Raw genomic sequence first — 25967 nt, 5'->3', positions numbered from 1 at the left:
GCGGATATTTCAGTCAGATCAGGCGGCCTTGACCGCCAGATGCTTGAACATGTTGCGGCGGGCTTCGTCGTCCATCTCGGCCTTGAACTTGAAGTTGTCCTTCAGCGCGATCGCCTTGGCAGCCGCGGGCCGTGCCGAGATTTCGTCGACCAGCTTTTTGACGTTGGAATATTTCGCAACGGCGTCCTCGCCGAGCACGAACGGGATCATGCGGGCCCAGCCCCACACGTCCATATCGACGATGGTGTAGGTGTCGCCGACCATGTAGCGCTTGCCGGCGAGGTGGTCGTTGAGAATCGCGTAATGCCGCTGCGCCTCGAACTGGTAGCGGTTATGGGCGTAGTCGACCTTTTCCGGCGCAAAATGCTTGAAGTGGACGGCCTGGCCGGAGAAGGGGCCGACGCCGGTGGCGACGAACATCAGCCAGGACAGCAATTCGCCGCGATTGGCCGGGGTGTTTGCGGGGAGGAATTTTCCGGTCTTTTCGGCGAGGTAGAGCAGGATGGCGTTGCTGTCGAACACCTTGACGCCGCCATCGTCGATCGCCGGCACCTTGGCGTTCGGGTTGATGGCGAGGTATTCCGGCGTGAACTGGTCGCCCTTGCGGGTGTCGACGGCCACCGGCTCGTAGGCGAGCCCGGCTTCCTCGAGGAAGAGCGCGACCTTGGTCGGGTTGGGCGATCCGTTGAAGTAGAATTTGAGCATTTGGAAATTCTCCCTGCCTCTGTTGGAGTCGACAAAAAATCCGGCCGCGGCGACGGTAACCGCGCGGCGGTCTGTCCATGCGCAAATTTTTGAGGGGGAAGCAAGCGACGAGTTCGTGAGGGCGGGAGTCTGCCGTCGTTCCGGGGCATCGCGCAGCGATGAACCCGGAAGTTCGAGATTCCAGGTCTCGAACTTCCGGGTTCGATGCTTCGCATCGCCCCGGAATGACAGCTTGAAGTGAGGAATCTCAGCCCGCCGCCATCCCGGAGCGGATTTCGGCGCGCAGCTCGTCGATCAGCCGACCAGGAAGAGGCCTGCGACAATCATTGCCGCGCCTGACAGGTGCAGCGGCACAGCCATGCGGGTTGCCGACTTCAGGTCGGAGACCTGGGCGGCGCGGTCCGGTCCCCGAGCATAGCCGTGGACGATGACTTCCCGATCGAAATCGCCATGGGCGTCCATGGTGCAGGCAATGCCAACGCGGATCAGGAGGATACCGAAGATGACAAGGCCGGCGGATCCCAGCATGCCGATCAGCAGCATCGGGAACATGCTGACGAGGAATATCGGTAGCAGCGGCAGGAGCAGCCATGTCTCGGATCGACTGCGCATCGGCGAACCAATCGAAACAGCAACTGATACTGCCAATTCTAAGCCCGGCTTTCGCGACCAATCAAGTCGAAAGGGCGTGAACGCCGCGCGGGCTCAGCCCGCCGCCATCCCCGAGCGGATTTCGGCGCGCAGCTCGTCGATCAGGCGCAGGCCCTTGTTGGTCTCGACGTGCCAGAAGGTCCAGCCGTTGCAGGCGCCGGAGCCCTGCGCCACCGCGCCCATCCGGTGGATCGAACCGACCTTGTCGCCGAGCATGATGGCGCCGTCGGCGCGGACCAGGGCACCGTGGCGCTTCTTGGAATCGACCAGTTTGGTGCCGGGCGAAATCATGCCGCGCTCGATCAGTTCGGAGAAAGCGACGCGGGGCGCGTCGCGCGCTGTCATGAATGGCGCCAGCGTGGCTTCGGGAAGCGGCTCGACCGCGGCGATGCGTTCTTCCGCGGCCGTTGCATAGGTCTGGTCGCGCTCGAACCCGATGTAGCGGCGGCCGAGACGTTTTGCCACGGCGCCTGTGGTGCCGGTGCCATTGAAGGGATCAATGACGAGATCGCCGGGTTTGGACGACGACAGCAGCACGCGGGCCAGCAGGCCTTCGGGCTTCTGGGTCGGATGCACCTTCTTGCCGTCGGCGCCCTTGAGGCGCTCTTCGCCGGTGCACAACGGAATCAGCCAGTCCGAACGCGCCTGAACGTCCTCGTTGGCGGCCTTCAGCGCTTCGTAGTTGAAGGTATAGCCCTTGGCCTTCTCGTCGCGCGCCGCCCAGATCATGGTCTCATGGGCATTGGTGAAGCGGCGGCCGCGGAAGTTCGGCATCGGATTGGTCTTGCGCCACACAATGTCATTGAGAACCCAGAAGCCGAGGTCCTGCATGATCGAGCCGACGCGGAAAATATTGTGGTAGGAGCCGATCACCCACAGGGTGGCCGACGGCTTCATGATCCGGCGGCAGGCCAAGAGCCAGGCGCGGGTGAAGTCGTCATAGGCGGCAAAGGATGAGAACTTGTCCCAGTCGTTGTTGACGGCATCGACATGGGATTCGTCGGGGCGCTTCAGATCGCCCCTGAGCTGCAGGTTGTACGGCGGATCTGCGAATACCAGATCGACCGAACCGGCCGGAAGCTTCGACATCTCGGCGACGCAATCGCCGACGACGATACGAGCGCTGGAATCGAACTCGAATTTGGTGCGGGGCGCCCTTGCAGACGCCCCGCGACGCGACACAACCATGACTCAACTACTCTGACTCAGGCGACGCTGTCGGCGACGCGGGACTAAACAACCGACTGGCGATACATTGACCGGGCAAAGTAAAAATCGACTTAATCGGTCGAAGTACTGAGCGAGATTTGCCGAGGAGATATTGCCGCTTATGCGGACTAGGCAATAATTGCCGGGCGGGTTATTGATTAACGGAATGGAAATTTTACGTGACTGCTGCGTTGGGTATCTGAGCCACCAGCCGGGATGAGGAAATACCGCCATGCGTTACGATGATTTTCGCCGCAGCGACGATATCGATGACCGTCGCGACGATAGCGGCGGCGGCGGAATGGGGGGCGGTGGCGGCTTCGGTCTTCCGATGGGCGGCGGCGGGCTCGGCATCGGCACCATCATCGTGCTCGGCCTGGTCGGCTATGCCTTTGGCATCGATCCGCGCATCCTGATCGGCGGCGCCGAAATCCTCACCGGCGGCGGCAGCCAGGCACCGAGCTATCAGACCGATCGCCGGTCGGGGCCGGCCAAGACCGGCGCGCCGAAGGACGAGATGGGCAGCATGATCTCCGGCGTGCTCGGCGAAATCGACGATCGCTGGAGCGAGATTTTCCAGGCCAGCGGGCAATCCTATTCGGGACCGCGCATCGTGCTGTTCCGCAACGCCACCAATGGCGGGCGCTGCGGCATGGCGCAGGCGGCGATGGGGCCGTTCTACTGCCCGCCGGACAAGCAGATCTTCCTCGACACCAACTTCTTCCGCGAGGTCGAGACGCGCTTCCACGGCTGCTCGGGCAACGCCTGCAAGTTCACCGCGGCCTACATTATCGCGCATGAAGCGGGACACCACATCCAGAACCTGCTCGGCATCCTGCCGCGCGTCACGCGGCTGCAGCAGCAGGCGGGCAGCAAGGCGGAAGCCAACGCGCTGCAGGTCAAGGTCGAGCTGCAGGCCGATTGCCTGTCCGGCGTCTGGGTCAACCGCGAAGAGAAGAAGCGTCCGGGCTTCCTCGAAGCCGGCGATATCGACGCGGCGCTGACCACGGCAAGCGCGATCGGCGACGACACGCTGCAGCGGCAGGCGACGGGCAGGGTGGTGCCCGACTCCTTCACCCACGGCTCCGCCGCGCAGCGCAAGCAATGGTTCATGACCGGCTATCAACAAGGCACGGTGCAGGCCTGCAACACGTTTGGGTCGGGTGGGTAGTGGCGCTCGCGTGCCCCGGATGCTGCGCAGCGCGATAGCGGTGCGCTGCTGATCCGGGGCCCATGGCGCCGGCGAAGAACAGTGGGTCCCGGCTCTGCGGCGCATCGCTCCGCGCTGCACCGCGTCCGGGACACGAGGGATAGAGTCCAATGTCCTCCACCAACGAAACCAATCCATTCGTTCCGCTCAATATCGCGGTGCTGACGATTTCGGACACGCGGTCGCTGGCCGATGACAAATCCGGCACGACGCTGGCGGACCGGCTGACAGCGGCCGGTCATCATCTGGCGGCGCGCGAGATCATCGTCGACGACATCGACGCGATCCGCGTCGTCATCCGGCGTTGGATCGCCGACGCGAGCGTTGATGCCATCATCACCACCGGCGGCACCGGCTTTACCGGGCGCGACGTCACCCCGGAGGCGGTCGAGCCCCTGTTCGAAAAGCGGATGGACGGTTTTTCCATCGCCTTTCATATGCTCAGCCACGCCAAGATCGGTACCTCGACGATCCAGAGCCGCGCCACCGCCGGCGTTGCCGGCGCGACCTTCATCTTCTGCCTGCCGGGATCGCCGGGCGCCTGCCGCGACGGCTGGGACGGCATCCTCGCCGCCCAGCTCGATTACCGCACCCGCCCCTGCAATTTCGTCGAGATCATGCCGCGGCTGGACGAGCATCTGCGCCGGCCGAAGGCCAAGGGCGCGTCGGCCTAGCGTTGCCGGGGACGCGTTGAAGACGCCCTCCGTCATTGCCTGCAACAAACGCGAAGCGTTTGTGCAAGGGAGCGAAGCGACGAAGCAATCCATCTATCCGTTATGCCGCGATATGGATTGCTTCGCGGAGCCTGTCATCGGGCGCGCATTCGCGCGACCCGTTGGCTCGCAATGACGGCGGTACAATTGAACGTTAGCGCCAACCGCGGGTCAGCAGAGCCCAGATCGCGCGCCACATGTTGCGATAATATTCGGCGCGCAATTCGTGCGCGCGCCTGGTGTAGAACGCGATGAGATCCGGCGTGACGCGTCGCGGAGAATCGCGGCGCCCCGGTTTCACAGCTCCAGTTCCCAGGTTTCGCTGATCAGGTCTTGCCCAAAGCTGCGGTTCGCCTCGCTCGCGACCAGCACGAAGCCGGCATCCTGATAGATCTTGCGGGCGGCGAGCAGAATGCTCTGGGTCCACAACGTGATCTTGCGGTAGCCGCAGGCTTTCGCGAACGCGATGCATTCGGCGACCAGCCGCTGGCCCAATTTCTGCCCGCGCCCGGCCGGATCGACCAGCAGCAGGCGAATTTTCGCGACATCGTCGCTATGCCGCACCAGAAACACCGAGCCGACCTGGGCGCCGTCGATGTCGGCGATCCAGCAGCGTTCCCGCGACGCGTCGAACGAGGCGAGGAATTTCGCGGTGATCTCGGCGACCAGACCCTCGAACGAGGAATCGAAGCCGTATTCGCCGGCGTAGAGCGCGCCGTGGCTCTGCACCACCCATCCCATGTCGCCGGGGCGGGGGCCGCGCAGGATGGCCGCGGGTGGCGGGGTATTTGGCGCGCCGAGCAGCCGTTCGATCACGGCCATGGCGCCGATCAGCTGTTGGCTACCGTTTGCCGGCAGTGCTGCCAGCATCGCGCCGACATCTTCCTGCGAACTGCGCTCCAGCCTGGCACAGGCCTGCCGGCCCTTGGCGGTCAGGCTGAGCCGGTATTGGCGGCGGTCCGACGGCAGCGGCTTGCGCGTGATCAGGCCGGTTTCATCGAAATTCTGGACGATCCGGCTGAGGTAGCCGGCGTCGAGGCCCAACTCGCTCCCGATTTCCTTGGCGGACAGGTCTTCGCGGTGGGCGAGTTCGTACAGCACCCGGGCCTCGCTCAGCGAATACGGGCTTTTCAGCAGTTGCTGGTCGAGCACGCCGAGCTTGCGGGTGTAGAAGCGGTTGAAGGCGCGGACCGCCGCGACGTGGTGGTCGGTATCCGTCTGGGACATGGGCAAACCTCGATACTTGCCATCGTCAAACAATTATTTGACTTTGGCAAGTATATTTCCGCGCGAAGCGGTTCCCGGTCTACTTTGCATGGGGTTGTTTTCGCGATTTTGGGTCCAGCCCCCGTCGCGGGCCAAGGATAGTTCGGTGGATGGTTCAGTGGATGGTTCAGGCCACCACCATGATCCGGCTGCGCAGTGTCGTGCGCGCGGAGCGGCCGAGCTGCCGCAGCAGGCGCGCCTCGGAACGGCGGGAGTCCGGCCGGTAGCCGCCGAGCCGGTCGTAGTGGTCGCGCGCGATCAGCAGTCCCTGGTCCGCCGACGGCCCGGCGAACATGCGGGCGACGAATTTGAGGCCGTCGCGAAAGCCGGTGTCGGCATAGGGCGAGTGGGCGTAGCGGAAGATGCCGGCGCGGGGCCTGCCGCTGTTGGCGACGCCCTGGATGAATTGCGAGGTCTCTTCGATCCAGCCACTGTCGAGCACGGCGCCGGCGTGCAGGAACATCAGCCAGGGCGAGCGCGAGGTCCGTGCGCCCGCCGCCATCGCCGCGGCGCGGGTGCCCTCAAACGATAGAAAACGGCAGCCGGCCACGTCGGCGACCCGTTCGATGACACCGGTTCCGGCGCGATCGACCAGCAGCACCTCGCGGATGATGCCGGCAGCGGCGCCCGGCACCAGCGCCGCAAGGGTTGCGACGGCTGGTTGTTCGACACCTTCGGTCGGAATGATGACGCTCAGCATGATGAGGCTTCGGTGGCTCAAACGGTGAAAAACGCCGCACTGTTATCACCTTGTCACATTCAAAGCAGCCACCGTTGTGCAGTTTTTTGCGGCAGCCGCTAACTGTGGGTCAAGCAGCATTTTTTCGCGCGCGCTGTGGATTGCCGCGATTCATGTTCTTGCTTTGTTCTCAAGGCGTGCTATGTACTGATCCATGAGCCGAGCATCCTCTCATGCCCTCAAGCACCCGCCGGTCACGGCGCCCTCCGCTCCGGCGGGTGCGACTCCTTTTCCAGAGCTCGCGGTCGCCATCGAGCGCGAGCGGCGGCGCGGCCGCGGCGCCCAGTCCAACGACAGCGGCCGGTTCGAAGCCGAGGCGCGGGTCGCGTTCGACGACGGCTGGCAAAGCCTCGACGATCTGCCGGCCTTCAAGACCACGGTCGGGATCGACACCTCGCGCAAGGTCATCGCCCGCAACGACTCGCCCGATATCGGCTTCGACCGCTCGATCAACCCGTATCGGGGCTGCGAGCATGGCTGCGTCTACTGCTTCGCGCGGCCGACCCATGCCTATCTCGGTCTGTCGCCCGGGCTCGATTTCGAATCGAAATTGCTCGCCAAGCCCGATGCGCCCGAACTGCTCGAGAAGGAACTGGCGGCACCGGGTTACGAACCGCGCATGATCGCGATCGGCACCAACACCGATCCGTATCAGCCGATCGAGCGCGAGTACAAAATCATGCGCGGCATTCTCGAAGTGCTCGAGCGCGTCGGCCATCCCGTCGGCATCGTCACCAAATCGGCGCTGGTGACGCGCGACATCGACATTCTCTCGCGGATGGCAAAGCGCAATCTGGTCAAGGTCGCACTGTCGGTGACGACGCTCGATCCCAAGCTCGCGCGCACCATGGAGCCACGGGCCTCGACGCCGCCGAAGCGGCTGGAGGCAATCCGGAAACTGGCGGACGCCGGCATTCCGGCGACCGTGATGGTAGCACCCGTGATTCCCGCGCTGAACGATTCCGAGATCGAGCGCATTCTCGATGCGGCGGCCCATGCCGGCGCCAGGGAGGCCAGCTACGTATTGCTGCGGCTGCCGCTGGAAGTGCGCGACCTGTTTCGCGAATGGCTGATGGCGAACTATCCCGACCGTTACCGCCACGTCTTCACCCTGATCCGCGACATGCGCGGCGGCCGCGACTATGACTCGCAATGGGGCACGCGGATGAAAGGCTCCGGTCCGATGGCCTGGATGATCGGACGCCGGTTCGAGGTCGCCTGCGAGAAGCTCGGCCTCAACAAGCGCCGCTCGAAGCTTTCGATCGATCATTTCGTCAAGCCGAATCGAAGCGGTCAGCAGTTGAGTTTGTTCTAGTCGTCATTGCGAGCGAAGCGACAATTCCTCGGTCATTCCGGGGCGATGCGAAGCATCGAACCCGGAATCTCGAGATTCCCCGATGCGCAATTGCGCATCTGCGGTCTGGTGCTAACGCACCATCCCGGAATGACAGCTAGGGAGTATCATGAGTTCCAACGCACCCACCCCGCGCTTCACCGTCATCACGCTCGGCGTCGGCGACATCCGCGCCAGCATCGCTTTTTATGAAGCGCTGGGCTTTCAACGGAAATTTCGCGCCACCGGGGAGGCTGTTGCCTTCTTCGATACCGGCGGCACGGTGATCGGGCTTTTCCCGTGGGATCAACTGGCCGCGGATGTCACGCTGCCGGACCAGCCGCGGCCAACAGCCTTTCGCGGTGTGACGCTGGCCTGGAACTGCGGCTCGGTCGAGGAGGTCGACCAGGTGCTGGATTTCGCGATTTCGAAGGGCGCCTCGCTGCTGAAACCCGCGCACAAGACCGACTATGGCGGCTATTCCGGCTATTTCGGCGATCCCGACAACCATCCCTGGGAGGTCGTGGTCGCGCCGGGCATCGAGGTCGGCGACGACCGGCGGGTCCATCTGCCCGACTAGGTTTTGGCAAGTGTTGGATTGAATAGCGGGAATTGAACGCGGTTCCGGGTTGCGCCGCGGCGTCCGCTTTCGCACCATCCCGGCATGATTCGGGACAAGTCTTCAAAGACAAAAGCCAAACCGGCCAGGGGCGTGATCGCGGTGACGCCGCCGAGCTTTCGCCGCGAGCGCGCGCTGATCAAGCGCGGCGTCTGGCCGGTGGCCGGTTGCGACGAGGCCGGGCGCGGCCCGCTGGCGGGGCCGGTGGTGGCTGCCGCCGTCGTGCTGGATCCAAAGCGAATCCCCAAGGGCATCGACGATTCCAAGCGGCTCACCGCCGAGCGCCGCGAGGAATTGTTCGAGGAGATCTGCGCGACCGCATCGTTTGCGGTCGCCTTTGCCTCGCCGGCGCGGATCGACCGCGACAACATCCTGCGCGCCTCGCTGTGGGCACTGACGCGCGCCGTGCAGGCGCTGCCGGAAAACCCGCGGCATGTCTTTGTCGACGGCCGCGACCGCATCGACGTCGCCTGCGATTGCGATGCCGTGATCGGCGGCGACGGCATTGTGATGTCGATCGCCGCCGCTTCCATCATCGCCAAGGTGACGCGCGACCGCCTGATGTGTGCGCTGGCACTGGATTGCCCCGGCTACGGTTTTGAGACCCACAAGGGCTACGCAGTCCCCGAGCATCGCGAGGCGCTGGACCGGCTCGGCCCGAGCGTCCATCACCGCCGCTTCTTTGCGCCTGTGGTCGCGGCGCGCGAGAAGCACCAGCCAGAAACCGTCGTCATCGAGCGTGACTTGTTCACGGTTGAGACGCAGATCGTGACCGAAATTCCGGCAACCATTTAGGATAGGTTGCCTCGGCGGCCGGTGCGCTCTATCAAATGCCATCGAACAGGGCTGCTCGGCCCGGGCATTTCGGACGGTTCATGCGCTTCACCTCCCTGGTTGTCGAACTGATCCGCGCCCGGCCGCGGCTGGTGGTGTTGCTTGTGGTGCTGCTGCAGGCCGCATTGTGGCTGATACTGCCGGTGCTGCTCTATCGCAGCCCGCCCGGGGAACTCGCGACCGTGCTGGCCTTCGGCCGGGAATACCAGGTCGGAACCTATTTCGGTCCGCCGCTGGCGTTCTGGCTTGCCGATATCGCCTTCCGCGCCGTCGGCAATTACATGTTCGGCGTCTATCTGCTGGCGCAGCTCTGTGCGATCGCCACCTTCTGGGCCTTCTATCAACTCGCGCGTGCCATCGTCGGCGGACAGCAGGCGGTGCTCGCGGTGCTGCTCTCGATGACGGTGGTGGCCTTCAGCTCGCCCGGCGTCGAATTCGGCCCGCTGGTGCTGGCGCGGCCGCTATGGGCGCTGCTGCTGCTGCATTCGTGGCAGATCATCGGCCAGAACCGGCGCAGCGCGTGGTTCGCCTGGTCGATCGAGGCCGGCCTGTTGCTGCTGACGACCTCGGCCGCGATCGGGCTGTTGCTGCTGGTCGCAGGCTTTGCGGTCGCTACCGTGCGCGGGCGGCGCACCCTGATGTCGCTCGACCCGCTGTATGCGCTGCTGGTGATTGTCGTGCTGGCGCTGCCCTGGCTGATCTGGATCGTCCGCGCCGATGTGCTGACGATGCCGCCCTGGCCTGCGATCGACGATCTCTCGGCCCGCGCGCTGCACTGGGGCGGCCTGCTCGGCGGCCTGGTGCTGGCAATGTCGGGCATCGTGCTGCTGGTAGTGCTCAACTCCGGCTGGTTCGCCCGCAACGCGGAGGAGGCGCCGATCATCTACCGGCCGCCGGTCGATCCGCTGGCGCGCCAGTTCGTCTATTGCTTTGCGATCGGTCCGGCGCTGCTCGGCAGCCTGGTCGCTGGCCTGTTCAATCTCGAGCGCGTCAGCGGCGGCGCCGGCGTTGTCTTGCTGATGTCCGGTCTTGCCGTGATCGTCGCGACCGGTGACCTCGTCTATCTCAGGCGCCAGCGTCTGTTGCGCTCGGTCTGGGCGGTGGCGGTTGCCGCGCCCGCTTTCGTGGCGATCGCGGCGACGTTGTTTCTTCCCTGGACCGGCTCCAACGAAGTGCAGACCTCGTTGCCGGCGAAGGCGATCGCGCATTTCTTCGGCGACAGCTTTGAACGGCGAACCAACCAGAAGCTTCGCGCCGTGACGGGCGATCCGCAACTGGCGAGCTTCATTGCGATGGACGCCGGCCGGCCGCATCTGCTGCTCGATACCACCCCGGAACGAACGCCGTGGCTGTCGGTTGCGAAATTCAACGAGACCGGCGGTGTCGTGGTCTGGCGCGCGTCCGATACTTTGGGCACGCCGCCGCCCGAACTCTTGCAACGCTTTCCCGGCCTGGTGCCGGAAGTGCCGCGCGTGTTCGAATGGCTGGTGAACGGCCGCCAACCGCTGCTGCGCGTCGGCTGGGCCATCGTGCGGCCGAAGGCGCAGTAGCGCTACGTCATTCCGGGTCTGGTGCTTACGCACGATCCCGGAGCAACGAACCTCTCTCGTAGAACACATCGATCGGCGCGCGAACGCGAAAGGATGGAAGCGGAAAAGCCTCCCACAGCCGGTCGGCGTTCAGCCGCTCGATGTTCTTGAGAAACTTGTCCTTCAGCTCAGGCTTTACGCGACCTTCGCGGTCGAGAACCTGTCCCCACCGCGACATGCCCTGAAACCGGTTGCCGCTCTCGATGATGACGCGCGACCCTGCGTAATCGTCGGGGAACAGCCGCCGATAGGCTTCGGTGCCGTAAAGCCATGAACGTCCCTCGACATAGCCGGCGTTCGGAAAGCGCGCCTTGATAAAAGCGAACATGCTTTTGAGTTCGCATCGTCGCACCTCCGCCCGGGCTTTGCTCAGCGGGCCCAAGGAATCACGGTTCGAGGCGTCGCGGTTGGAGAAGTGGAGACGGACGATATCGGTCGCATCGCTCGCATCAAATTTAAAGCAGCCGAACACATGATCGGGAAATGCAGACGGCTCTTCAGGTGATCGCGCATAGAAAATCTGGGTCCAGTCCGCGCGCTGCCGATGCGTCGTCAGGCCTTTGAGCCCGCGCGCATATTCCTGCCATGCCGGACCCGGTGCGCCCTCGGCGGGCGCATCGCCTAGGCCAAAGCGACGGTGCAAATTGGTGGTGAGCAAAACCGCTTCGGCGATCGGCATCGATGTCTTCTCGGCAACCGCTTCGGCGAAACGAAGCTGCAAGTCGAAGAAATCCCGGTAGCGTTCGCTTTTTTCGTGACCGCCGCGCTCGCTGTCCATCGGTTTTGCTACGTCGGCGCGGCCGGGTTCTCCAGCGCCTTTGCGATCGCGCGCAGATCCTGCCAGGTCATCCGCTTGTAGGACGGCGAGCGCAGCAGATAGGCCGGATGAAAGGTTGCCAAGGCGCGGATGGTGCGCGTGCCGGTGTCGTAATCAACCCACTTGCCGCGGGTCTTCATGATGCCGTCGCGGGTCGACAGCAGCGTCTGCGTCGAGGGATTGCCGAGCGTCACCAGCACGTCGGGATTGACCAGTTCGATCTGCCTGCGGATGAACGGCAGGCAGATCTGGGTTTCCTGCGGGGTCGGCGTCCGGTTGCCGGGCGGCCGCCACGGAATCACGTTGGCGATATAGGCCTTGCTGCGGTCGAGCCCGATCGCCGCGATCATCCGGTCCAGCAGCTTGCCGGAACGGCCGACGAACGGCAGTCCCTCGATATCCTCTTCGCGCCCGGGCGCCTCGCCGACGAACATGACGCGGGCCTGCGGGTTGCCATCGGCGAACACCAGCCGGGTGGCGGTGTGTTTCAGCGCGCAGCCGTCGAAGTTTTCAAGCAGCTGCCGCAGCGCCTCCAGCGAAGGCGCGGTTCGCGCCGCCTCCCGGGCGGAGGAAATCGCTTCGTCCGGCGCCAGCGCCACGTCGGCCCGGGGCACGGCCGGCATCGCCGCCGGAATTTCCCGCGCCGGTCTTGGCGGCACGATCTCGCGGGGCGCGGCGACGGCGACGGGAACGCTATCCGGCTCGGCCAGCCGGTCGGCCGGCGCGTCGCCAAGCGCGCAATCAACCCCGGCCTCCAGATAAAAGGCCAGCAATTGCTGCACGGTAGGTGCTGGTTCGGGCATGAAATCCATTATGCCAATCTATCTAGGACGGATCGGCCCGCCGCGAAACGCCTGACATTCGATTTCCATGGTTGTCCTCCCCCGAAAAATCGGAAACAACGCACCTTTAGAAGCCTTCTCAACCGGGCCGGGACCTGATCATGAGCACCGAAGAACTTCCCCCGCGCGAATCCATGGAATTTGACGTCGTGATCGTCGGCGCCGGCCCGTCGGGCCTCGCGGCCGCGATCCGGCTCAAGCAGCTCAACGCGGACCTCAACATCGTCGTGGTGGAGAAGGGTTCCGAGGTCGGCGCGCATATCCTGTCGGGCGCGGTGATCGATCCGGTTTCGCTCGACAAACTGGTGCCGGACTGGCGCGAAGACGCCGACTGCCCGCTCAAGACCCAGGTCAAGGACGACCGCTTCTACTGGACGACGGCGACCAGTGCGATCCGGCTGCCGAACTTCATGATGCCGCCGCTGATGGACAACCATCACTGCTATATCGGCTCGCTCGGCAATGTCTGCCGCTGGCTGGCGCCGAAGGCGGAGGCGCTCGGCGTCGAAATCTATCCGGGCTTCGCCGCGGTTGAAGTGCTGTACGACGACAAGGGCGCGGTGCGCGGCATCGCCACCGGCGACATGGGCATCGCCAAGGACGGCAGCCACAAGGATTCCTACACCCGCGGCATGGAGCTGCTCGGCAAGTACACGCTGTTCGCCGAAGGCGCGCGGGGCAGCCTCTCCAAGCAACTGATCGCGAAGTTCTCGCTCGACGCCAACAGCGAGCCGCCTAAATTCGGCATCGGCCTGAAAGAGGTCTGGGAGATCGATCCGGCCAAGCACCAGAAGGGCTTGATCCAGCATTCGTTCGGCTGGCCGCTGAACAATTCGACCGGCGGCGGCTCGTTCCTCTATCACTACGACGACAACAAGGTCGCGGTCGGCTTCGTGCTGCATCTGAACTACGACGATCCGTACCTCTCGCCGTTCGATGAGTTCCAGCGCTTCAAGACCCATCCGTCGATCCGCAGCGTGTTCGAAGGCGGCAAGCGGCTGGCCTATGGCGCCCGCGCCATCACCGAGGGCGGCTACCAGTCGGTGCCGCGCCTGAGTTTTCCGGGCGGCGCGCTGATCGGCTGCGCCGCGGGTTTTGTGAATGTGCCGCGCATCAAGGGCGTGCATAATGCGATGGGCTCCGGGATGCTGGCGGCGGAACATGTCGCCGCCGCGCTCGGCGCCGGCCGCACCAATGACGAGCTTTCGGAATACGAAAATGCCTGGCGGGATTCCGCCATCGGCAAGGACCTGCACCGGGTTCGCAACGTCAAGCCGCTATGGTCGAAGTTCGGCACCATCGTCGGCGTGGCGCTCGGCGGCTTCGACATGTGGACCAACACGCTGTTCGGCTTCTCGCTGTTCGGAACCCAGTCGCATGCCAAGCCCGACCGCAAGACGCTGGATCCGGCCAGGACCCATGCGCCGATCGCCTACCCGAAGCCGGACGGCAAGATTTCCTTCGACAAGCTGTCGTCGGTGTTCATGTCCAATACCAACCACGAAGAGGACCAGCCGGTTCATCTGAAGGTCGCGGACCTCAACCTGCAGAAGACCTCCGAACACGACGTCTTTGCCGGGCCGTCGAATCGCTATTGCCCGGCCGGCGTTTACGAATGGGTCGAGGAAGCTGCCGGCCCGCGCTTCCAGATCAACGCCCAGAACTGCGTCCACTGCAAAACCTGCGACATAAAGGACCCGAACGGCAACATTACCTGGGTTCCCCCGGAGGGCGGCGGCGGGCCCAACTACGAGGCGATGTAACGCATCCCGCCGACCACGATTGCGTGAGGTAAAGCGTTTTCCAGCGAAGTGGGCGCCGGTTTCGCGTGAAGAAAACGCGTCAAAATATCAATCAGAACGCCTTTCGGCGTTCCGGCGGGCGGGCTAACGCCCGGACCGGCCACGATACCGCCACAGTAAAAGCGTTTCCGGGTCAGGCTGGCAGAATCGGCGGCCCAAGAGCCTGACAAGCGCCTAATCTGCCAATCGATTCGCCAACCCGTATCCTTGCGGATGAAGGCCAAAAGCGGCATTGTCGAGGGCCTTGGTCGAAGGCCGTGATGCCGCCGTTTGGGTTAGCATTCGAGACTGATCGCCAGACCGATCGTAATGCCGCTGATCATGATGTCACTGATCGTAATGTCCTGCCGTCAATCCTGGAGCTAGGCGAACGTGATGCTTTCCACTCGTTTCAATCGCTGGACGATCGCTGCCGTTACCGTTGCCGTCTTGGCCGTACCCGGCCAGCTCGCCGCGCAGACGCCCGAGCATACCGGCGACAGCGCCGCGCAATTCCCGAGCAAGACCGATCTCAAGGCGCTGACCACCTCCGGCAGCTATCTGGCCGCGCGTCACGCCAGCGTCGAACGCGACGCCGCTTCCGCGGCGGCGTTCTACCGCTCGGCGCTGCGCTCCGATCCGAAGAACAACGAACTGCTCGATCGCGCCTTCATTTCGTCACTGGCGGATGGCGACATCGATGAGGCGGTCAAGCTCGCCGATCGCATCCTGACGCTGGACAAATCCAACCGCGTCGCGCGGCTGGTGGTCGGCGTCCGCGACCTCAAGCTGAAGAAATATCCGTCCGCGCAGCTCAACATCAACCAGTCGATCCGCGGCCCGATCACCGACCTGGTGGCGACGCTGCTGTCGGGCTGGGCCAGCTACGGCGCCGGCGACGCCAAGACGGCGGTCGCCACCATCGACAAGCTGACCGGGCCGGAATGGTATCCGATCTTCAAGGACCTTCACGCCGGCATGATCCTCGAACTCTCGGGCAAGGAAAAGGACGCCGGTGCCCGTTTCGAGCGCGCCTACAAGCTCGACGATTCCATGCTGCGGATCACCGAGGCCTATGCGCGCTGGACCTCGCGCAACAAGGACACGGCGGCGGCAAGCGCCATCTTCGAGGTCTTCGACAAAAAGCTGCCGCGCCATCCGCTGGTGCAGGAAGGCTTGAAAGAACTCAAGGCCGGCAAGAAGATGCCGCCGCTGATCGACAGCGCACAGGCCGGTGCGGCCGAAGCGCTGTACGGCATCGGCGCCACGCTGACCCGCCGCGGCGGCGAGGACCTCGCTCTGGTCTACCTGCAGCTCGCGCTTTACCTGCAGCCCAACCATCCGCTGGCGCTGTTGTCGCTCGCCGATCTCTATGAGTCGGTTAAGAAGCCGCAGATGGCGATCAAGGTTTATGAGCGCATGCCGGCGAACTCGCCGCTGAAGCGCAACGCGCAGATCCAGCTCGCCACCGATCTCGACGCCGCCGACCGCAGCGACGAGGCGATCAAGATCCTCAAGGAAGTCACGGCAGAGGATTCGAAGGATATCGAGGCCATCATGGCGCTCGGCAACATCGAGCGCGGCCGCAAGAAGTTCAGCGATTGTGCCGTGACCTACTCGCAGGCGCTCGACGTGACGGCGGCTGTGACCGACAAGAACACCTGGGTCACCTACTACTATCGTGGCATCTGCGAGGAGCGTTCCAAGCAGTGGAGCAAGGCCGAGGCCGACATGCGCAAGGCGCTCGACCTGCAGCCCGAGCAGCCGCATGTCCTGAACTATCTCGGCTATTCCTGGATCGACCAGGGCATCAATCTCGACGAAGGCATGAAGATGATCAAGCGTGCCGTCGATCAGCGCCCCGATGACGGCTACATCGTCGATTCACTTGGTTGGGCCTACTATCGCATCGGCAATTTCGAGGACGCGGTGAAGAATCTCGAGCGCGCGATCGACCTCAAGCCCGAGGATCCCACCATCAACGACCATCTCGGCGACGCCTATTGGCGCATCGGCCGCACCCTGGAAGCCAAGTTCCAGTGGGCCCATGCCCGCGACCTCAAGCCTGAGGCGGAAGAACTGCCGAAGATCGAGGCCAAGATCGCCAACGGCCTGCCCGAGGACACCTCTTCTGCGGCTTCCGCCGACAAGAAAAAAGAAGACGGCAAGGGCGGCTGATTAAAAAAGGGCGTTGGGGCGGTGCAGGCACTGAGTGAAGAGGGGCGTGCGAAGGTCAACCTGACCTTGCGCGTGAATGGCCGCCGTAGCGACGGCTATCATGATCTTGAAAGCGTGGTGGCGTTCGCCGATTGCGCCGATCGCCTGACGCTGACGCCGGGCGCCGATTTGACCCTGCAGATGTCCGGACCTCTGGCGCAGGCCTGTGGTGCGACCTCGGACAATCTGGTGCTGAAGGCCGCGCGCCTGCTGGGCGAACGCGTGCCCGGCATGAAGGCCGGAAGCTTCACCCTCGACAAGGTATTGCCGGTCGCGGCCGGCATCGGCGGCGGTTCGGCCGACGCCGCGGCGGCGCTGCGGTTGCTGGCGCAGTTGAACGGGCTGAAGCCCGACGATCCCCGCATCATCGAGGTCGCGCAACTGACCGGCGCCGACGTGCCGGTCTGCGTCAGGTCGCTCGCCTGCGTCATGACCGGCGTCGGCGAGACCCTGCAGCCGTTGAATCTGCCGAAGATGCCTTGCGTGATGGTCAACCCCTGCGTGCCCGTCGCCACCAAGGACGTGTTCGGCGCGCTCGGCCTGCGCAATGGCGAATTGCTGGTCGGTGCCACCGACGTGCTGCTGCAGGACCGCGAGTGGCCCGACGAAGGCGCGTCACTCGAAGACTGGGTCGAAGCGCTGGCTGCCAGTTCCAACGACCTCGAAGCGCCGGCGATGCGCATCCAGTCCGTCATCGGCGACGTTATCGCGGCGCTGAGCGCCACCAACGGCGCCTGGCTGACGCGGATGTCGGGATCCGGTGCCACCTGTTTTGCGATCTTCGAGAATACCGCCGAAGCCCAGCGCGCGGCGGAGAAGATCAGGGCCGATCACCCGGGCTGGTGGGTGCATGCGGGGACGCTGAGCTAAATTAACTCGCCGGCCGCCGCGCCAACGCCAGCGAAATCCCGAGCCCGGCGATGAACAGCCCCGAACCCTGCCTCAGGTGCTGAAGCAGACCTGGCCGGCGCGACAGGCCCGCGCGCGCCCTTGCGGCGATCATCACCACCATGAGATCAACCGTTGTGTTGAGCGTCACCGAGATCAGGCCCAGCGCAACGAACTGGAGCGCCGGGGCGCCGCCGGCCGGGTCCAGAAACTGCGGAATGAAGGCCAGAAAGAACGCCGCGGTCTTGGGGTTTAAGGCTTCCACCAGCACGCCGTCCCGGAACGCCCGGGTTGCTCCGGCAGGGGCGTCCTGCTGCGCCAGGGGGTTGCGGGCATCGTAAAATGTCGCGATGCCGAGCCAGATCAGATAGAGCGCGCCGGCGAATTTGACCGCCGTAAACAGCTCGGCGCTGGCAAGAATGATCGCCGAGACGCCAAGCGCGCCCGCGATCACATGCACCAGCCCGCCCAGCGCCGTTCCGAGTGTCGATGCGATACCGGCCTTGCTGCCGCCCGACAGCGTTCGCGCCGCGACGTAGAAGATTCCGGGACCGGGGATGGCGGCGATAATCAGCGCGGCAAGAAGGAATAGCGTGAAGTTGGTGCCGGTCATTCAGTTCGATGCCTTGTAGGGTGGGCAAAGCGAAAGCGTGCCCACCAAAATATTCCGTAGACCAGGCGAAGTTGGTGGGCACGGCGCCAGTGCGCCTTTGCCCACCCTACGGCGCGACTACGCTCAGTGCGACCTTGCCAGGCAGAACGCCACCACCTGCTCCAGCGCCGATTTCATCGGCGAGGCCGGGAACAGCGCCAGCGCGTCGACGGCCATGGCGCCGTAATGCTGGGCACGGCTGATGGTGTCTTCCAGCGCGCGATGCTTGGTCATCAGGCCGATGGCGTGATCGAGATCGCCGTCGCCGATCTCGCCGCGCTCCAGCGCCTTGATCCAGAACGCGCGCTCGCTGTCATTGCCGCGGCGGAACGCCAGCACCACCGGCAGCGTGATCTTGCCTTCGCGGAAATCGTCGCCGATGTTCTTGCCGAGCTTGGCGGCCTTGCCGCCATAGTCCAGCACGTCGTCGACGAGCTGGAAGGCGATGCCGAGATTCATCCCGACCGAGCGGCAGGCGGTCTGCTCGGCCTTCGGCCGGTTGGCGATCACAGGGCCGACCTCGCAGGCGGCGGCAAACAGCTCGGCGGTCTTGCCGCGGATGACGGCGAGATATTCGTCCTCGGTGGTGGCGGTGTTCTTGGCGGCCGCGAGCTGCATCACCTCGCCTTCGGCGATGGTGGCGGCGGCGGACGAGAGGATGTCGAGCGCGCGCAGCGAGCCGACTTCGACCATCATGCGAAAGGCCTGGCCGAGCAGGAAGTCGCCGACCAGCACGCTGGCCTCGTTGCCCCACAGCATCCGCGCCGACAGCTTGCCGCGCCGCAGCTCGCTTTCGTCGACGACGTCGTCATGCAGCAGGGTCGCGGTGTGCATGAACTCGACGGCGGCGGCGAGCTTGATATGGCCGTCGCCGGAATAGCCGGTGAGGCTCGCCATCGCCAGCGTCAGCATCGGGCGCAGCCGCTTGCCGCCTGAGGAGATCAGGTGATTGGCGACCTCGGGAATCATGGTGACTTCCGAACCCGTCCGCGACAGGATCGTGGCGTTGACCCGCTCCATGTCGGCGGCGACGAGGCCTACCAGCGCATCGATCGAGGCGTTCGGGCTTTCGAAGGGTACAATAACCGCCACGCAGGTCTCCACTTTTGCTCAATACGCACTATTCTTGGCCTACAATAGAAAGTGCCGGCTGAGGCGGCAAGGGCACGATGCGGTTGACAGGCGCGGCACAGCCCGCGCAACCGGGCAATCAGGAGAACGCAAATTGCGGGAATTGGTTCGAACCAACGATATCGTGCTGGTTTCCGCGGTGGGGGCGCTGCTCGACGGCGCCAATATCCATCATCTGGTGCTGGACCAGAACATGAGCGTTATCGAGGGGTCGCTCGGCATGCTGCCGCGCCGGATTCTGGTCCATGAGGACGACAATCGCGAGGCGCGCCAGCTCCTGACCGATGCGGGCCTCGCCCACGAATTGCGGGCCGATGTCTGAGCAGAGCGTTTTCGAGCGAAGTGGGGACCGGTTCGCGTGAAGAAAACGCGTCAAAATAACAGTCCCGAGCCCGGTTCTGATGAAATCAGAACCGATAAGGCTCTGGCTCTCGATGTGTCGGAGGACGCGTTTCTCGGCGGCCAGTTGCGGTTGCGGCAACCGAAGTCGGGGCACCGCGCCGGTCACGATGCCGTGTTGCTGGCGGCGGCGACGCCGGCGCGTCCGGGCGATCGCGTCGCCGATCTCGGCGCGGGTGTCGGTGTCGCGGGCCTCGCGGTCGCCAGCCGTGTGGCCGGCATCGATCTCGTTCTGGTCGAGATCGATCCGACGCTTTCGGATCTCGCGCGCGGCAATGCGGCGGCGAATGGCATTGCGGCCGAGGTGATCGTGCTCGACGTCGAAGCTGACGCCGCAGCCTTCGCGGCATGTGCCCTCGCACCCGACAGCATCGATATTGTGTTGATGAATCCGCCGTTCAACGATCCGGCGCGGCACCGGCGTTCGCCGGACGGCGCGCGCGGGATGGCGCATGTGGCGACGGAGACCACGCTGGCGAGCTGGATTCACGCCGCCCGGCGCATCCTGAAATCGAAGGGCGTGCTGACACTGATCTGGCGCGCGGACGGATTGGCCGAGGTGTTGTCGGCGCTCGATCACGGTTTCGGCAGCGTGGAAATCCTGCCGGTTCACGGTGACGTGAGGGTGCCTGCGAATCGAATTCTGGTTCGCGCCATCAAGGGCGGACGGGCGCCGACCCAGATTCATCCCGCCTTGATGCTCAATGATGAGTCAGGCCTGCCCAATAAAAGGGTGCAGGAGATTCTGGCCGGGAAGGCAATACTGCCGCTGGCGAACCGTTGAGGTTCGCCCGATTGCTCAAGCCTTGAGCCAAGCGTTGAGCTATGTATGCAACGGGCTATTGCGGGAGTGTTTCCGACTGCCGTTTCGGGGCGGAAGTGAAGTGAACCGCGGTCAAAAGCGCGCCGATGAGCATTATCAGCAGATAGATTTTCATGTCACTCTCCGCTGCGCCATTGCAGCCATCACAGCCACAATGCAAAAGGCGTTCCAGCCCAGTTGGGTCGCTGCCTTTCAATGACAGTGGCGCGATAAAAAATGGTTAATTCGAGGTAATGGCATGAGTGAACAAATAAGTGATCGCGTGGGATTGCCGGACCTGGTCGACCGGCTGAAGCGACTGGTTCCGGCGAAATTCCGGCCCGGGGGTGTGGTGGTGCCGGTGGTGCGATTGTCCGGCGTGATCGGCGCGGTGACCCCGCTGCGGCCGGGGATGTCGCTGGCCGGCGTCGCCAAAACGCTCGAACGCGCCTTCGCCACCAAGAATGCCAAGGCGGTGGCGCTGGTGATCAATTCGCCCGGCGGCTCGCCGGTGCAATCGCGCCAGATCTATCTGCGCATCAGGCAGCTTGCTGCGGAAAAGAAATTGCCGGTGCTTGTGTTCGTCGAGGATGTCGCGGCATCCGGCGGCTACATGATTGCCTGCGCGGGCGACGAGATTTTTTGCGATCCGTCCTCGATCCTCGGTTCGATCGGCGTGGTCGGCGGCAGCTTTGGATTTGTGGACCTGATCAGGAAGATCGGCGTCGAGCGCAGGCTTTATACGGCGGGTGAGCACAAGGCGACGCTGGATCCGTTCCTGCCGGAAAACCCTGAAGACGTGGGGCGGCTGAAACAGCTTCAGCGCGAAATCCACGCCATCTTCATCGCGCTGGTCAAGGGCAGCCGCGGCGCCCGCCTCAAGGGCGCTGACGATTTGCTGTTCACCGGCGAATACTGGGCGGGTGAAAAATCCGTGTCGCTGGGCCTCGCCGATGCGATCGGCGATCTCCGCTCGACCTTGCGCGCCCGCTACGGCGACAAGGTGCTGACGCCTGTCATCGCGCCCGCGACCGGCATGCTGTCCGGGCTGTTGGGGCGCAGATCGGCCGGCGCGGGGACGGCGTCGCTCGATGGTATTCAGGGATTGCCCGACGGGCTGATTTCGGCGCTGGAGACGCGGGCAATTTGGGCCAAATTCGGGTTTTAGAGGCCATCCAGCCGCGCCATTTAATCCCAAAAGTGCAATTGCGGCGCGGACCGGCTTGGAGGAGAATACCGGCATTGGGGGCTGACACGTGAACGACAAGGATCGACCGATGCCGCCGTTGATCGCATTCGCTGGCGCCCTGGGCGGGCTGGCCGTGGTCCGCTGGGCCTATAGAACCGCCGTCCGCATCAATCAGGAACTCGAAGAGGCACGCCTGGCGCGCGTCGCCGAGGCTGCCCGCACGGGTGATATCCCGACACTGCGGCGTGACCCTGTGACCGGGGCGTATCGGCCGGGTTAACTTCGTCGTCATTCCGGGGCGATGCGCAGCATCGAACCTCAGGGGTGCAATTGCACCCCTGAGGTCTGGTCCTGCGGACCATCCCGGAATGACGGCCAATCTTAGCAGCCCCGCCTTCGCCTTGATTCCCCTCGCTGCCGCCGATACGGTCCCGCGCGCTCAAAACCCCCTCGCGAGACCGATTCTGCCGATGGACGACTTGCCTGCCCACATGCGCCCGGAACGTTCGTTCCAGGGCTTCATTCTCGCCCTGCAGCGGTTCTGGGCCGAGCAAGGCTGCGTCATTCTGCAGCCCTACGACATGGAAATGGGGGCCGGCACCTTTCATCCGGCGACGACGCTGCGGGCGCTCGGGCCGAAGCGCTGGAATGCGGCCTATGTGCAGCCCTCGCGGCGGCCCAAGGACGGCCGCTACGGCGAGAACCCTAACCGGCTGCAGCATTATTACCAGTTCCAGGTGATCATGAAGCCGTCGCCGCCGAACCTGCAGGACCTCTATCTGAAGTCGCTGGCCGCGATCGGGATCGATTCGGCCCTGCACGACATCCGCTTCGTCGAGGACGACTGGGAAAGCCCGACGCTCGGCGCCTGGGGGCTCGGCTGGGAGTGCTGGTGCGACGGCATGGAGGTCAGCCAGTTCACCTATTTCCAGCAGGTCGCGGGCGTCGAATGCGCGCCCGTCGCCGGCGAGCTTACTTACGGGCTGGAGCGTCTTGCGATGTATGTGCAGGGCGTCGACCGCGTCTACGACCTCAACTTCAACGGCCGCGACGGCGACGAGCGCGTCACCTATGGCGACGTCTACCTGCAGGCCGAGCAGGAATATTCCCGGCACAATTTCGAGCACTCCGATGCCGAGATGCTGTTCAAGCAGTTCGCGATGGCGGAAGAGGCCTGCAAAAAATATCTCGATGCGGGATGGAAAGACGGCAAGTGCGAGGCGCATCTGATGGCGCTGCCGGCTTATGACCAGTGCATCAAGGCGAGCCATGTCTTCAACCTGCTGGATGCCCGCGGCGTGATCTCTGTAACCGAACGGCAAAGCTACATCATGCGCGTGCGCGAACTGGCCAAGGCCTGCGGCGAAGCCTGGGTCCACACCGAAGCGGGCAGGGCGGTCTGATGCCTGATCTTCTGTTTGAACTGTTTTCCGAAGAAATCCCCGCGCGCATGCAGGCAAAGGCGGCGGAAGATCTGCGCCGCATGGTGACCGACAAGCTGGTTGCCGAGGGGCTCGTCTACGAAGGCGCGAAAGCGTTTGCGACGCCGCGGCGGTTGACGCTGACGGTCCACGGCATTCCGGCGCGGCAATCGGATCTGAAGGAAGAGCGCCGCGGCCCGCGGGTCGGCGGCCCCGATGCGGCGGTGCAGGGCTTTCTGAAAGCGACCGGCCTTACCTCGCTCGATCAGGCAAAAATCCAGACCGATCCGAAGAAGGGCGATTTCTACATCGCGCTGATCGAGAAGCCGGGCCGTCCGACCCTGGACGTGCTGGCCGAGATGCTGCCGGTGATCATCAGAACCTTCCCGTGGCCGAAATCGATGCGCTGGGGCGAGCGTTCGGCCAGATCGGGCGCGCTGACCTGGGTGCGGCCGCTGCATTCGATCATCGCGACCTTCGGGATCGAGACCGAAGAGCCCGATGTCGTCAAATTTTCCATCGACGGCATCGAGGCCGGGCAGACCACCCGCGGTCATCGCTTCATGGCCCCTAGCTCGATCCCGGTGCGCCGCTTCGAGGATTACGTGGCGAAGCTCCTGGACGCCAAGGTCGTGCTCGACCCCGAGCGCCGCAAGGACGTCATTCTCGCCGACGCCAAGACCCTGGCGCAGGCGCAGGGCTTTGAACTGGTCGAGGATCAGGTGCTGCTCGACGAGGTTTCGGGCCTGGTCGAATGGCCTGTCGCCCTGATGGGATCGTTCGACAAGGAGTTTCTGTCGATCCCTGGCGAGGTGATCCGCGCCACCATCCGCAACAACCAGAAATGCTTTGTCGTCAGCGATCCCAAGACGGGGAAGCTGACCAACAAGTTCATCCTCACCGCCAATATCGAGGCCAGCGACGGCGGCAAAACCATCATCGGCGGCAACGAACGCGTGATCCGCGCGCGGCTGTCCGACGCAAAGTTCTTCTACGAGACCGATCTGAAGACCAAGCTGGAAGCCCGGCTGCCGAAATTCGAGCAGATCGTGTTCCACGAGAAGCTGGGCACGCAGGGCGAACGCATCAAGCGCATCGAGCGGCTGGCGGCCGAGATCGCGCCGCTGGTCGGCGCCGACGTCGAAAAGACCAAACGCGCCGCGCATCTGGCGAAGGCCGATCTGCTGACCGAAGTGGTCGGCGAATTCCCGGAGCTGCAAGGCTTGATGGGCAAATACTACGCGCTGGCACAGGGCGAGGACGCCGCCGTCGCTGCCGCGAGCGAAGAGCATTACAAGCCGCAGGGTCCCGCCGATCGCGTGCCGACCGATCCGGTGAGTGTCGCGGTGGCGCTGGCTGACAAGATCGACACGCTGGTCGGTTTCTGGGCGATCGATGAAAAGCCGACGGGAAGCAAGGATCCGTATGCTCTGCGCCGGGCGGCGTTGGGCGTCATCAGGCTGATCGTTGAGAATACGCTGCGCATCTCGCTAGTCCCAATATTTTCAGCGCATCTCTCGAAGCTAGTGGCTTGGCTGATAATGGAACGCAATTTTAGTTACGAACTAGAGCAGCGTTGGTTTAGTGGGCTGGATATTGATCCCAAGATGACTCATGCGAAGGAACTGCTTGCGAAATACATGTTGGAGCAGCCTTTTGCGGTTCCTGCGATCGAGAAGGACACACGCAATCTCCTGTCCTTCTTCGCCGATCGCTTAAAGGTCCAGCTCCGCGATCAGGGCGCGCGGCACGATCTGGTCGATGCCGTGTTCTCGCTCGGCGGCCAGGACGACCTCTTGATGGTGGTCCGCCGCGTCGAGGCGCTCGGCAGATTCCTCGAGACCGACGACGGCAAGAACCTGCTGGCCGGCACCAAGCGCGCCAGCAACATCCTTTCGATCGAAGAGAAAAAGGACAAGCGCGCGTTCGACGGCGCGCCGGACCCCTCGCTCTACAGGCTCGACGAGGAGAAAGCGCTGGCGAAGGCGATCGACCAGGTCAAGAGCGAGGCGGGAGCGGCCGTGGCCAAGGAAGATTTCGCCGCCGCGATGAGCGCGATGGCAAAACTGCGTCCGGCGGTCGATGCGTTCTTTGACAAGGTCAAGGTCAATGACGATGAACCAAAGGTGCGCGAGAACCGACTAAAGCTCTTGAACGAAATCCGCGCGGCGACGCGCGCGGTGGCAGATTTTTCCAAGATCGAAGGCTAACACATGGATCGCAAAACGCTCGCCGCTTACGACCAGGAAGCGGCGTCGTTCGCGAAGGACTGGCACGATCAGCCGGCCCCGGTTGACCTGCAGGAAGTCGTCGAACGGTTTTTCGTCCGCGGTGGCACCTCGGCCGATATCGGCTGCGGCAGCGGCCGCGAGGTGGCCTGGCTCAATGCCAACGGATTTTCCGCCACCGGTTTCGACGCCTCGGAAGGCCTGCTCAAGGAAGCCTGCCGGCGCTATCCCGGTCTCAAGTTCAACCACGCGGAATTGCCCGAGCTGCGCGGCGTCGGCACGTTCGACAACGTGCTGTGCGAAACCGTCATCATGCATCTCGACCGCAAGCAGATCGCGGCCTCGGTCCGCCGTTTGCTCGAGGTCGTCAAGCCAAGCGGCATTCTCTACCTGAGCTGGCGCGTCACCGACGACGCCGACCTTCGCGACACCCATGGCCGGCTCTACTGCGCCTTCGATGCCGCTTTGGTGCTGGCGGAGTTGAAGGAGACGACGGTGCTGCTTGACGAAGAAGTCGTCAGCGAGTCCTCCGGCAAGAAGATTCACCGCCTCGTGGTGAAGAAGCCGGGCCTCGAAATTCGCGAGTGAGACACGATCTCGTGCCCCGGATGCGGCGCGTCACGAAGTGATGCGCTGCTGATCCGGGGCCTACCTTTCTGAAGCGAACATAGGTGCGGAGCAGCGTTGCACGCTGCACCGCGTCCGGGACACGGGAGCAAACAAAAAGCCCCG

Annotated in this window: 26 protein-coding genes; 16 read left to right on the top strand and 10 right to left on the bottom strand. The window is 64.0% G+C overall.

Annotated elements, in window-relative coordinates; all coding sequences use genetic code 11:
* Positions 1–18 precede the first annotated feature (18 nt).
* The 3 genes from BLR13_RS09105 to BLR13_RS09095 form a co-directional block, all read right to left on the bottom strand.
* A complete protein-coding gene (locus BLR13_RS09105; protein ID WP_074825313.1) occupies positions 19–705 on the bottom strand; it encodes a glutathione S-transferase family protein in 687 nt (228 codons plus the stop codon).
* A 294-nt stretch (positions 706–999) separates the two neighbouring features.
* Complete coding sequence (locus tag BLR13_RS09100; protein WP_074825315.1) at positions 1000–1317, bottom strand: hypothetical protein; 318 nt, start codon at positions 1315–1317, stop codon at positions 1000–1002.
* A gap of 93 nt (positions 1318–1410) precedes the next feature.
* Positions 1411–2544, bottom strand: a complete 1134-nt coding sequence (locus tag BLR13_RS09095; protein WP_074825316.1) for a site-specific DNA-methyltransferase — start codon at positions 2542–2544, stop codon at positions 1411–1413.
* Positions 2545–2797: 253 nt separating this feature from the next.
* Between BLR13_RS09095 and ypfJ the strand changes: the two genes are divergently transcribed.
* The gene (gene ypfJ / locus BLR13_RS09090) at positions 2798–3736 is read left to right on the top strand and encodes a KPN_02809 family neutral zinc metallopeptidase (RefSeq protein WP_074825318.1); all 939 of its coding nucleotides are present in this window, start codon (positions 2798–2800) and stop codon (positions 3734–3736) included.
* Positions 3737–3885: 149 nt separating this feature from the next.
* Positions 3886–4449 carry a molybdenum cofactor biosynthesis protein B gene (gene moaB, locus BLR13_RS09085; RefSeq protein ID WP_074825320.1) on the top strand — a complete coding sequence of 188 codons (564 nt, stop codon included), beginning with the start codon at positions 3886–3888 and terminating at the stop codon, positions 4447–4449.
* A gap of 193 nt (positions 4450–4642) precedes the next feature.
* On the opposite strand, the gene BLR13_RS40015 is transcribed toward moaB, so the two are convergent.
* The 3 genes from BLR13_RS40015 to BLR13_RS09075 all read right to left on the bottom strand — a co-directional run bounded on the left by BLR13_RS40015 (position 4643) and on the right by BLR13_RS09075 (position 6454).
* Positions 4643–4789 carry an RSP_7527 family protein gene (locus BLR13_RS40015; RefSeq protein ID WP_154070851.1) on the bottom strand — a complete coding sequence of 49 codons (147 nt, stop codon included), beginning with the start codon at positions 4787–4789 and terminating at the stop codon, positions 4643–4645.
* The gene (locus BLR13_RS09080) at positions 4786–5715 is read right to left on the bottom strand and encodes a bifunctional helix-turn-helix transcriptional regulator/GNAT family N-acetyltransferase (RefSeq protein WP_074825322.1); all 930 of its coding nucleotides are present in this window, start codon (positions 5713–5715) and stop codon (positions 4786–4788) included. The genes BLR13_RS40015 and BLR13_RS09080 overlap by 4 nt, the downstream gene beginning before the upstream one ends.
* Positions 5716–5881: 166 nt before the next feature.
* Positions 5882–6454, bottom strand: a complete 573-nt coding sequence (locus tag BLR13_RS09075) for a glycosyl transferase (protein WP_074825326.1) — start codon at positions 6452–6454, stop codon at positions 5882–5884.
* A gap of 193 nt (positions 6455–6647) precedes the next feature.
* On the opposite strand from BLR13_RS09075, the gene BLR13_RS09070 reads away from it, so the two are divergent.
* The 4 genes from BLR13_RS09070 (at position 6648) to BLR13_RS09055 (ending at position 10829) form a co-directional block, all read left to right on the top strand.
* Positions 6648–7808, top strand: coding sequence for a PA0069 family radical SAM protein (locus BLR13_RS09070; RefSeq protein WP_074825328.1), 1161 nt, complete (start codon positions 6648–6650; stop codon positions 7806–7808).
* A 148-nt stretch (positions 7809–7956) separates the two neighbouring features.
* Positions 7957–8406 (top strand): VOC family protein, encoded by a 450-nt coding sequence (locus tag BLR13_RS09065; protein WP_074825330.1) that lies wholly within the window; start codon positions 7957–7959, stop codon positions 8404–8406.
* A gap of 84 nt (positions 8407–8490) precedes the next feature.
* Positions 8491–9240 carry a ribonuclease HII gene (locus BLR13_RS09060; RefSeq protein WP_074825332.1) on the top strand — a complete coding sequence of 250 codons (750 nt, stop codon included), beginning with the start codon at positions 8491–8493 and terminating at the stop codon, positions 9238–9240.
* A gap of 80 nt (positions 9241–9320) precedes the next feature.
* Positions 9321–10829 (top strand): glycosyltransferase family 39 protein, encoded by a 1509-nt coding sequence (locus tag BLR13_RS09055; protein ID WP_074825334.1) that lies wholly within the window; start codon positions 9321–9323, stop codon positions 10827–10829.
* 25 nt (positions 10830–10854) lie between these two features.
* Here BLR13_RS09055 and BLR13_RS09050 read toward each other — a convergent pair whose 3' ends face one another.
* Positions 10855–11646, bottom strand: coding sequence for a hypothetical protein (locus tag BLR13_RS09050; RefSeq protein ID WP_074825336.1), 792 nt, complete (start codon positions 11644–11646; stop codon positions 10855–10857).
* A gap of 8 nt (positions 11647–11654) precedes the next feature.
* Positions 11655–12497, bottom strand: a complete 843-nt coding sequence (locus BLR13_RS09045; protein WP_244525126.1) for a uracil-DNA glycosylase — start codon at positions 12495–12497, stop codon at positions 11655–11657.
* A gap of 131 nt (positions 12498–12628) precedes the next feature.
* Between BLR13_RS09045 and BLR13_RS09040 the strand changes: the two genes are divergently transcribed.
* The 3 genes from BLR13_RS09040 to BLR13_RS09030 all read left to right on the top strand — a co-directional run bounded on the left by BLR13_RS09040 (position 12629) and on the right by BLR13_RS09030 (position 17395).
* Complete coding sequence (locus BLR13_RS09040; protein ID WP_074825338.1) at positions 12629–14290, top strand: electron transfer flavoprotein-ubiquinone oxidoreductase; 1662 nt, start codon at positions 12629–12631, stop codon at positions 14288–14290.
* Between the two features lie 414 nt (positions 14291–14704).
* Positions 14705–16486: a tetratricopeptide repeat protein gene (locus BLR13_RS09035; protein ID WP_074825340.1), complete on the top strand. Its 1782-nt coding sequence runs from the start codon at positions 14705–14707 to the stop codon at positions 16484–16486.
* Positions 16487–16507: 21 nt separating this feature from the next.
* On the top strand, positions 16508–17395 hold the full coding sequence (locus tag BLR13_RS09030) for a 4-(cytidine 5'-diphospho)-2-C-methyl-D-erythritol kinase (protein WP_074825342.1): 888 nt from the start codon (positions 16508–16510) through the stop codon (positions 17393–17395).
* A 1-nt stretch (position 17396) separates the two neighbouring features.
* Here the strand turns inward: BLR13_RS09030 and BLR13_RS09025 are convergent, their stop codons facing one another.
* Both BLR13_RS09025 and BLR13_RS09020 read right to left on the bottom strand, forming a co-directional pair.
* Positions 17397–18026: a LysE family translocator gene (locus BLR13_RS09025; protein ID WP_074825344.1), complete on the bottom strand. Its 630-nt coding sequence runs from the start codon at positions 18024–18026 to the stop codon at positions 17397–17399.
* Between the two features lie 123 nt (positions 18027–18149).
* Positions 18150–19157, bottom strand: coding sequence for a polyprenyl synthetase family protein (locus tag BLR13_RS09020; RefSeq protein WP_074831733.1), 1008 nt, complete (start codon positions 19155–19157; stop codon positions 18150–18152).
* A gap of 133 nt (positions 19158–19290) precedes the next feature.
* Here BLR13_RS09020 and BLR13_RS09015 point away from each other — a divergent pair, with 133 nt between their 5' ends.
* The 7 genes from BLR13_RS09015 to BLR13_RS08985 all read left to right on the top strand — a co-directional run bounded on the left by BLR13_RS09015 (position 19291) and on the right by BLR13_RS08985 (position 25823).
* Positions 19291–19518: a DUF2007 domain-containing protein gene (locus BLR13_RS09015; protein WP_074825346.1), complete on the top strand. Its 228-nt coding sequence runs from the start codon at positions 19291–19293 to the stop codon at positions 19516–19518.
* A gap of 102 nt (positions 19519–19620) precedes the next feature.
* Positions 19621–20379, top strand: coding sequence for a tRNA1(Val) (adenine(37)-N6)-methyltransferase (locus tag BLR13_RS09010; protein ID WP_433994275.1), 759 nt, complete (start codon positions 19621–19623; stop codon positions 20377–20379).
* A gap of 277 nt (positions 20380–20656) precedes the next feature.
* Positions 20657–21565 (top strand): S49 family peptidase, encoded by a 909-nt coding sequence (locus tag BLR13_RS09005; RefSeq protein WP_074825348.1) that lies wholly within the window; start codon positions 20657–20659, stop codon positions 21563–21565.
* 109 nt (positions 21566–21674) lie between these two features.
* Complete coding sequence (locus BLR13_RS09000; RefSeq protein ID WP_074831736.1) at positions 21675–21866, top strand: hypothetical protein; 192 nt, start codon at positions 21675–21677, stop codon at positions 21864–21866.
* A gap of 190 nt (positions 21867–22056) precedes the next feature.
* Complete coding sequence (locus BLR13_RS08995) at positions 22057–22989, top strand: glycine--tRNA ligase subunit alpha (RefSeq protein ID WP_074825350.1); 933 nt, start codon at positions 22057–22059, stop codon at positions 22987–22989.
* A complete protein-coding gene (glyS, locus tag BLR13_RS08990) occupies positions 22989–25217 on the top strand; it encodes a glycine--tRNA ligase subunit beta (protein WP_074825352.1) in 2229 nt (742 codons plus the stop codon). Before BLR13_RS08995 ends, glyS begins: the two co-directional genes overlap by 1 nt.
* Positions 25218–25220: 3 nt before the next feature.
* Positions 25221–25823: a class I SAM-dependent methyltransferase gene (locus BLR13_RS08985; protein ID WP_074825354.1), complete on the top strand. Its 603-nt coding sequence runs from the start codon at positions 25221–25223 to the stop codon at positions 25821–25823.
* The last annotated feature ends 144 nt before the right edge of the window (positions 25824–25967 follow it).

The organism is Bradyrhizobium ottawaense (genome assembly GCF_900099825.1).
In the GTDB taxonomy this organism is placed as follows: Bacteria; Pseudomonadota; Alphaproteobacteria; order Rhizobiales; family Xanthobacteraceae; genus Bradyrhizobium; species Bradyrhizobium ottawaense_A.
This window is presented reverse-complemented; position numbering and strand designations above follow the sequence as displayed.

Coding starts and splice junctions, on each gene's coding strand:
- BLR13_RS09095 (WP_074825316.1), bottom strand. CDS start 2,544: ATGGTTGTGTCGCGTCGCGGGGCGTCTGCAAGGGCGCCCCGCACCAAA.
- glyS (WP_074825352.1), top strand. CDS start 22,989: ATGCCTGATCTTCTGTTTGAACTGTTTTCCGAAGAAATCCCCGCGCGC.
- BLR13_RS09050 (WP_074825336.1), bottom strand. CDS start 11,646: ATGGACAGCGAGCGCGGCGGTCACGAAAAAAGCGAACGCTACCGGGAT.
- BLR13_RS09065 (WP_074825330.1), top strand. CDS start 7,957: ATGAGTTCCAACGCACCCACCCCGCGCTTCACCGTCATCACGCTCGGC.
- moaB (WP_074825320.1), top strand. CDS start 3,886: ATGTCCTCCACCAACGAAACCAATCCATTCGTTCCGCTCAATATCGCG.
- BLR13_RS09100 (WP_074825315.1), bottom strand. CDS start 1,317: ATGCGCAGTCGATCCGAGACATGGCTGCTCCTGCCGCTGCTACCGATA.
- BLR13_RS09080 (WP_074825322.1), bottom strand. CDS start 5,715: ATGTCCCAGACGGATACCGACCACCACGTCGCGGCGGTCCGCGCCTTC.
- BLR13_RS09060 (WP_074825332.1), top strand. CDS start 8,491: ATGATTCGGGACAAGTCTTCAAAGACAAAAGCCAAACCGGCCAGGGGC.
- BLR13_RS09025 (WP_074825344.1), bottom strand. CDS start 18,026: ATGACCGGCACCAACTTCACGCTATTCCTTCTTGCCGCGCTGATTATC.
- BLR13_RS09035 (WP_074825340.1), top strand. CDS start 14,705: ATGCTTTCCACTCGTTTCAATCGCTGGACGATCGCTGCCGTTACCGTT.
- ypfJ (WP_074825318.1), top strand. CDS start 2,798: ATGCGTTACGATGATTTTCGCCGCAGCGACGATATCGATGACCGTCGC.
- BLR13_RS08995 (WP_074825350.1), top strand. CDS start 22,057: ATGGACGACTTGCCTGCCCACATGCGCCCGGAACGTTCGTTCCAGGGC.
- BLR13_RS09045 (WP_244525126.1), bottom strand. CDS start 12,497: ATGGATTTCATGCCCGAACCAGCACCTACCGTGCAGCAATTGCTGGCC.
- BLR13_RS09055 (WP_074825334.1), top strand. CDS start 9,321: ATGCGCTTCACCTCCCTGGTTGTCGAACTGATCCGCGCCCGGCCGCGG.
- BLR13_RS09105 (WP_074825313.1), bottom strand. CDS start 705: ATGCTCAAATTCTACTTCAACGGATCGCCCAACCCGACCAAGGTCGCG.
- BLR13_RS09000 (WP_074831736.1), top strand. CDS start 21,675: ATGCCGCCGTTGATCGCATTCGCTGGCGCCCTGGGCGGGCTGGCCGTG.
- BLR13_RS09070 (WP_074825328.1), top strand. CDS start 6,648: ATGAGCCGAGCATCCTCTCATGCCCTCAAGCACCCGCCGGTCACGGCG.
- BLR13_RS09040 (WP_074825338.1), top strand. CDS start 12,629: ATGAGCACCGAAGAACTTCCCCCGCGCGAATCCATGGAATTTGACGTC.
- BLR13_RS09005 (WP_074825348.1), top strand. CDS start 20,657: ATGAGTGAACAAATAAGTGATCGCGTGGGATTGCCGGACCTGGTCGAC.
- BLR13_RS09075 (WP_074825326.1), bottom strand. CDS start 6,454: ATGCTGAGCGTCATCATTCCGACCGAAGGTGTCGAACAACCAGCCGTC.
- BLR13_RS08985 (WP_074825354.1), top strand. CDS start 25,221: ATGGATCGCAAAACGCTCGCCGCTTACGACCAGGAAGCGGCGTCGTTC.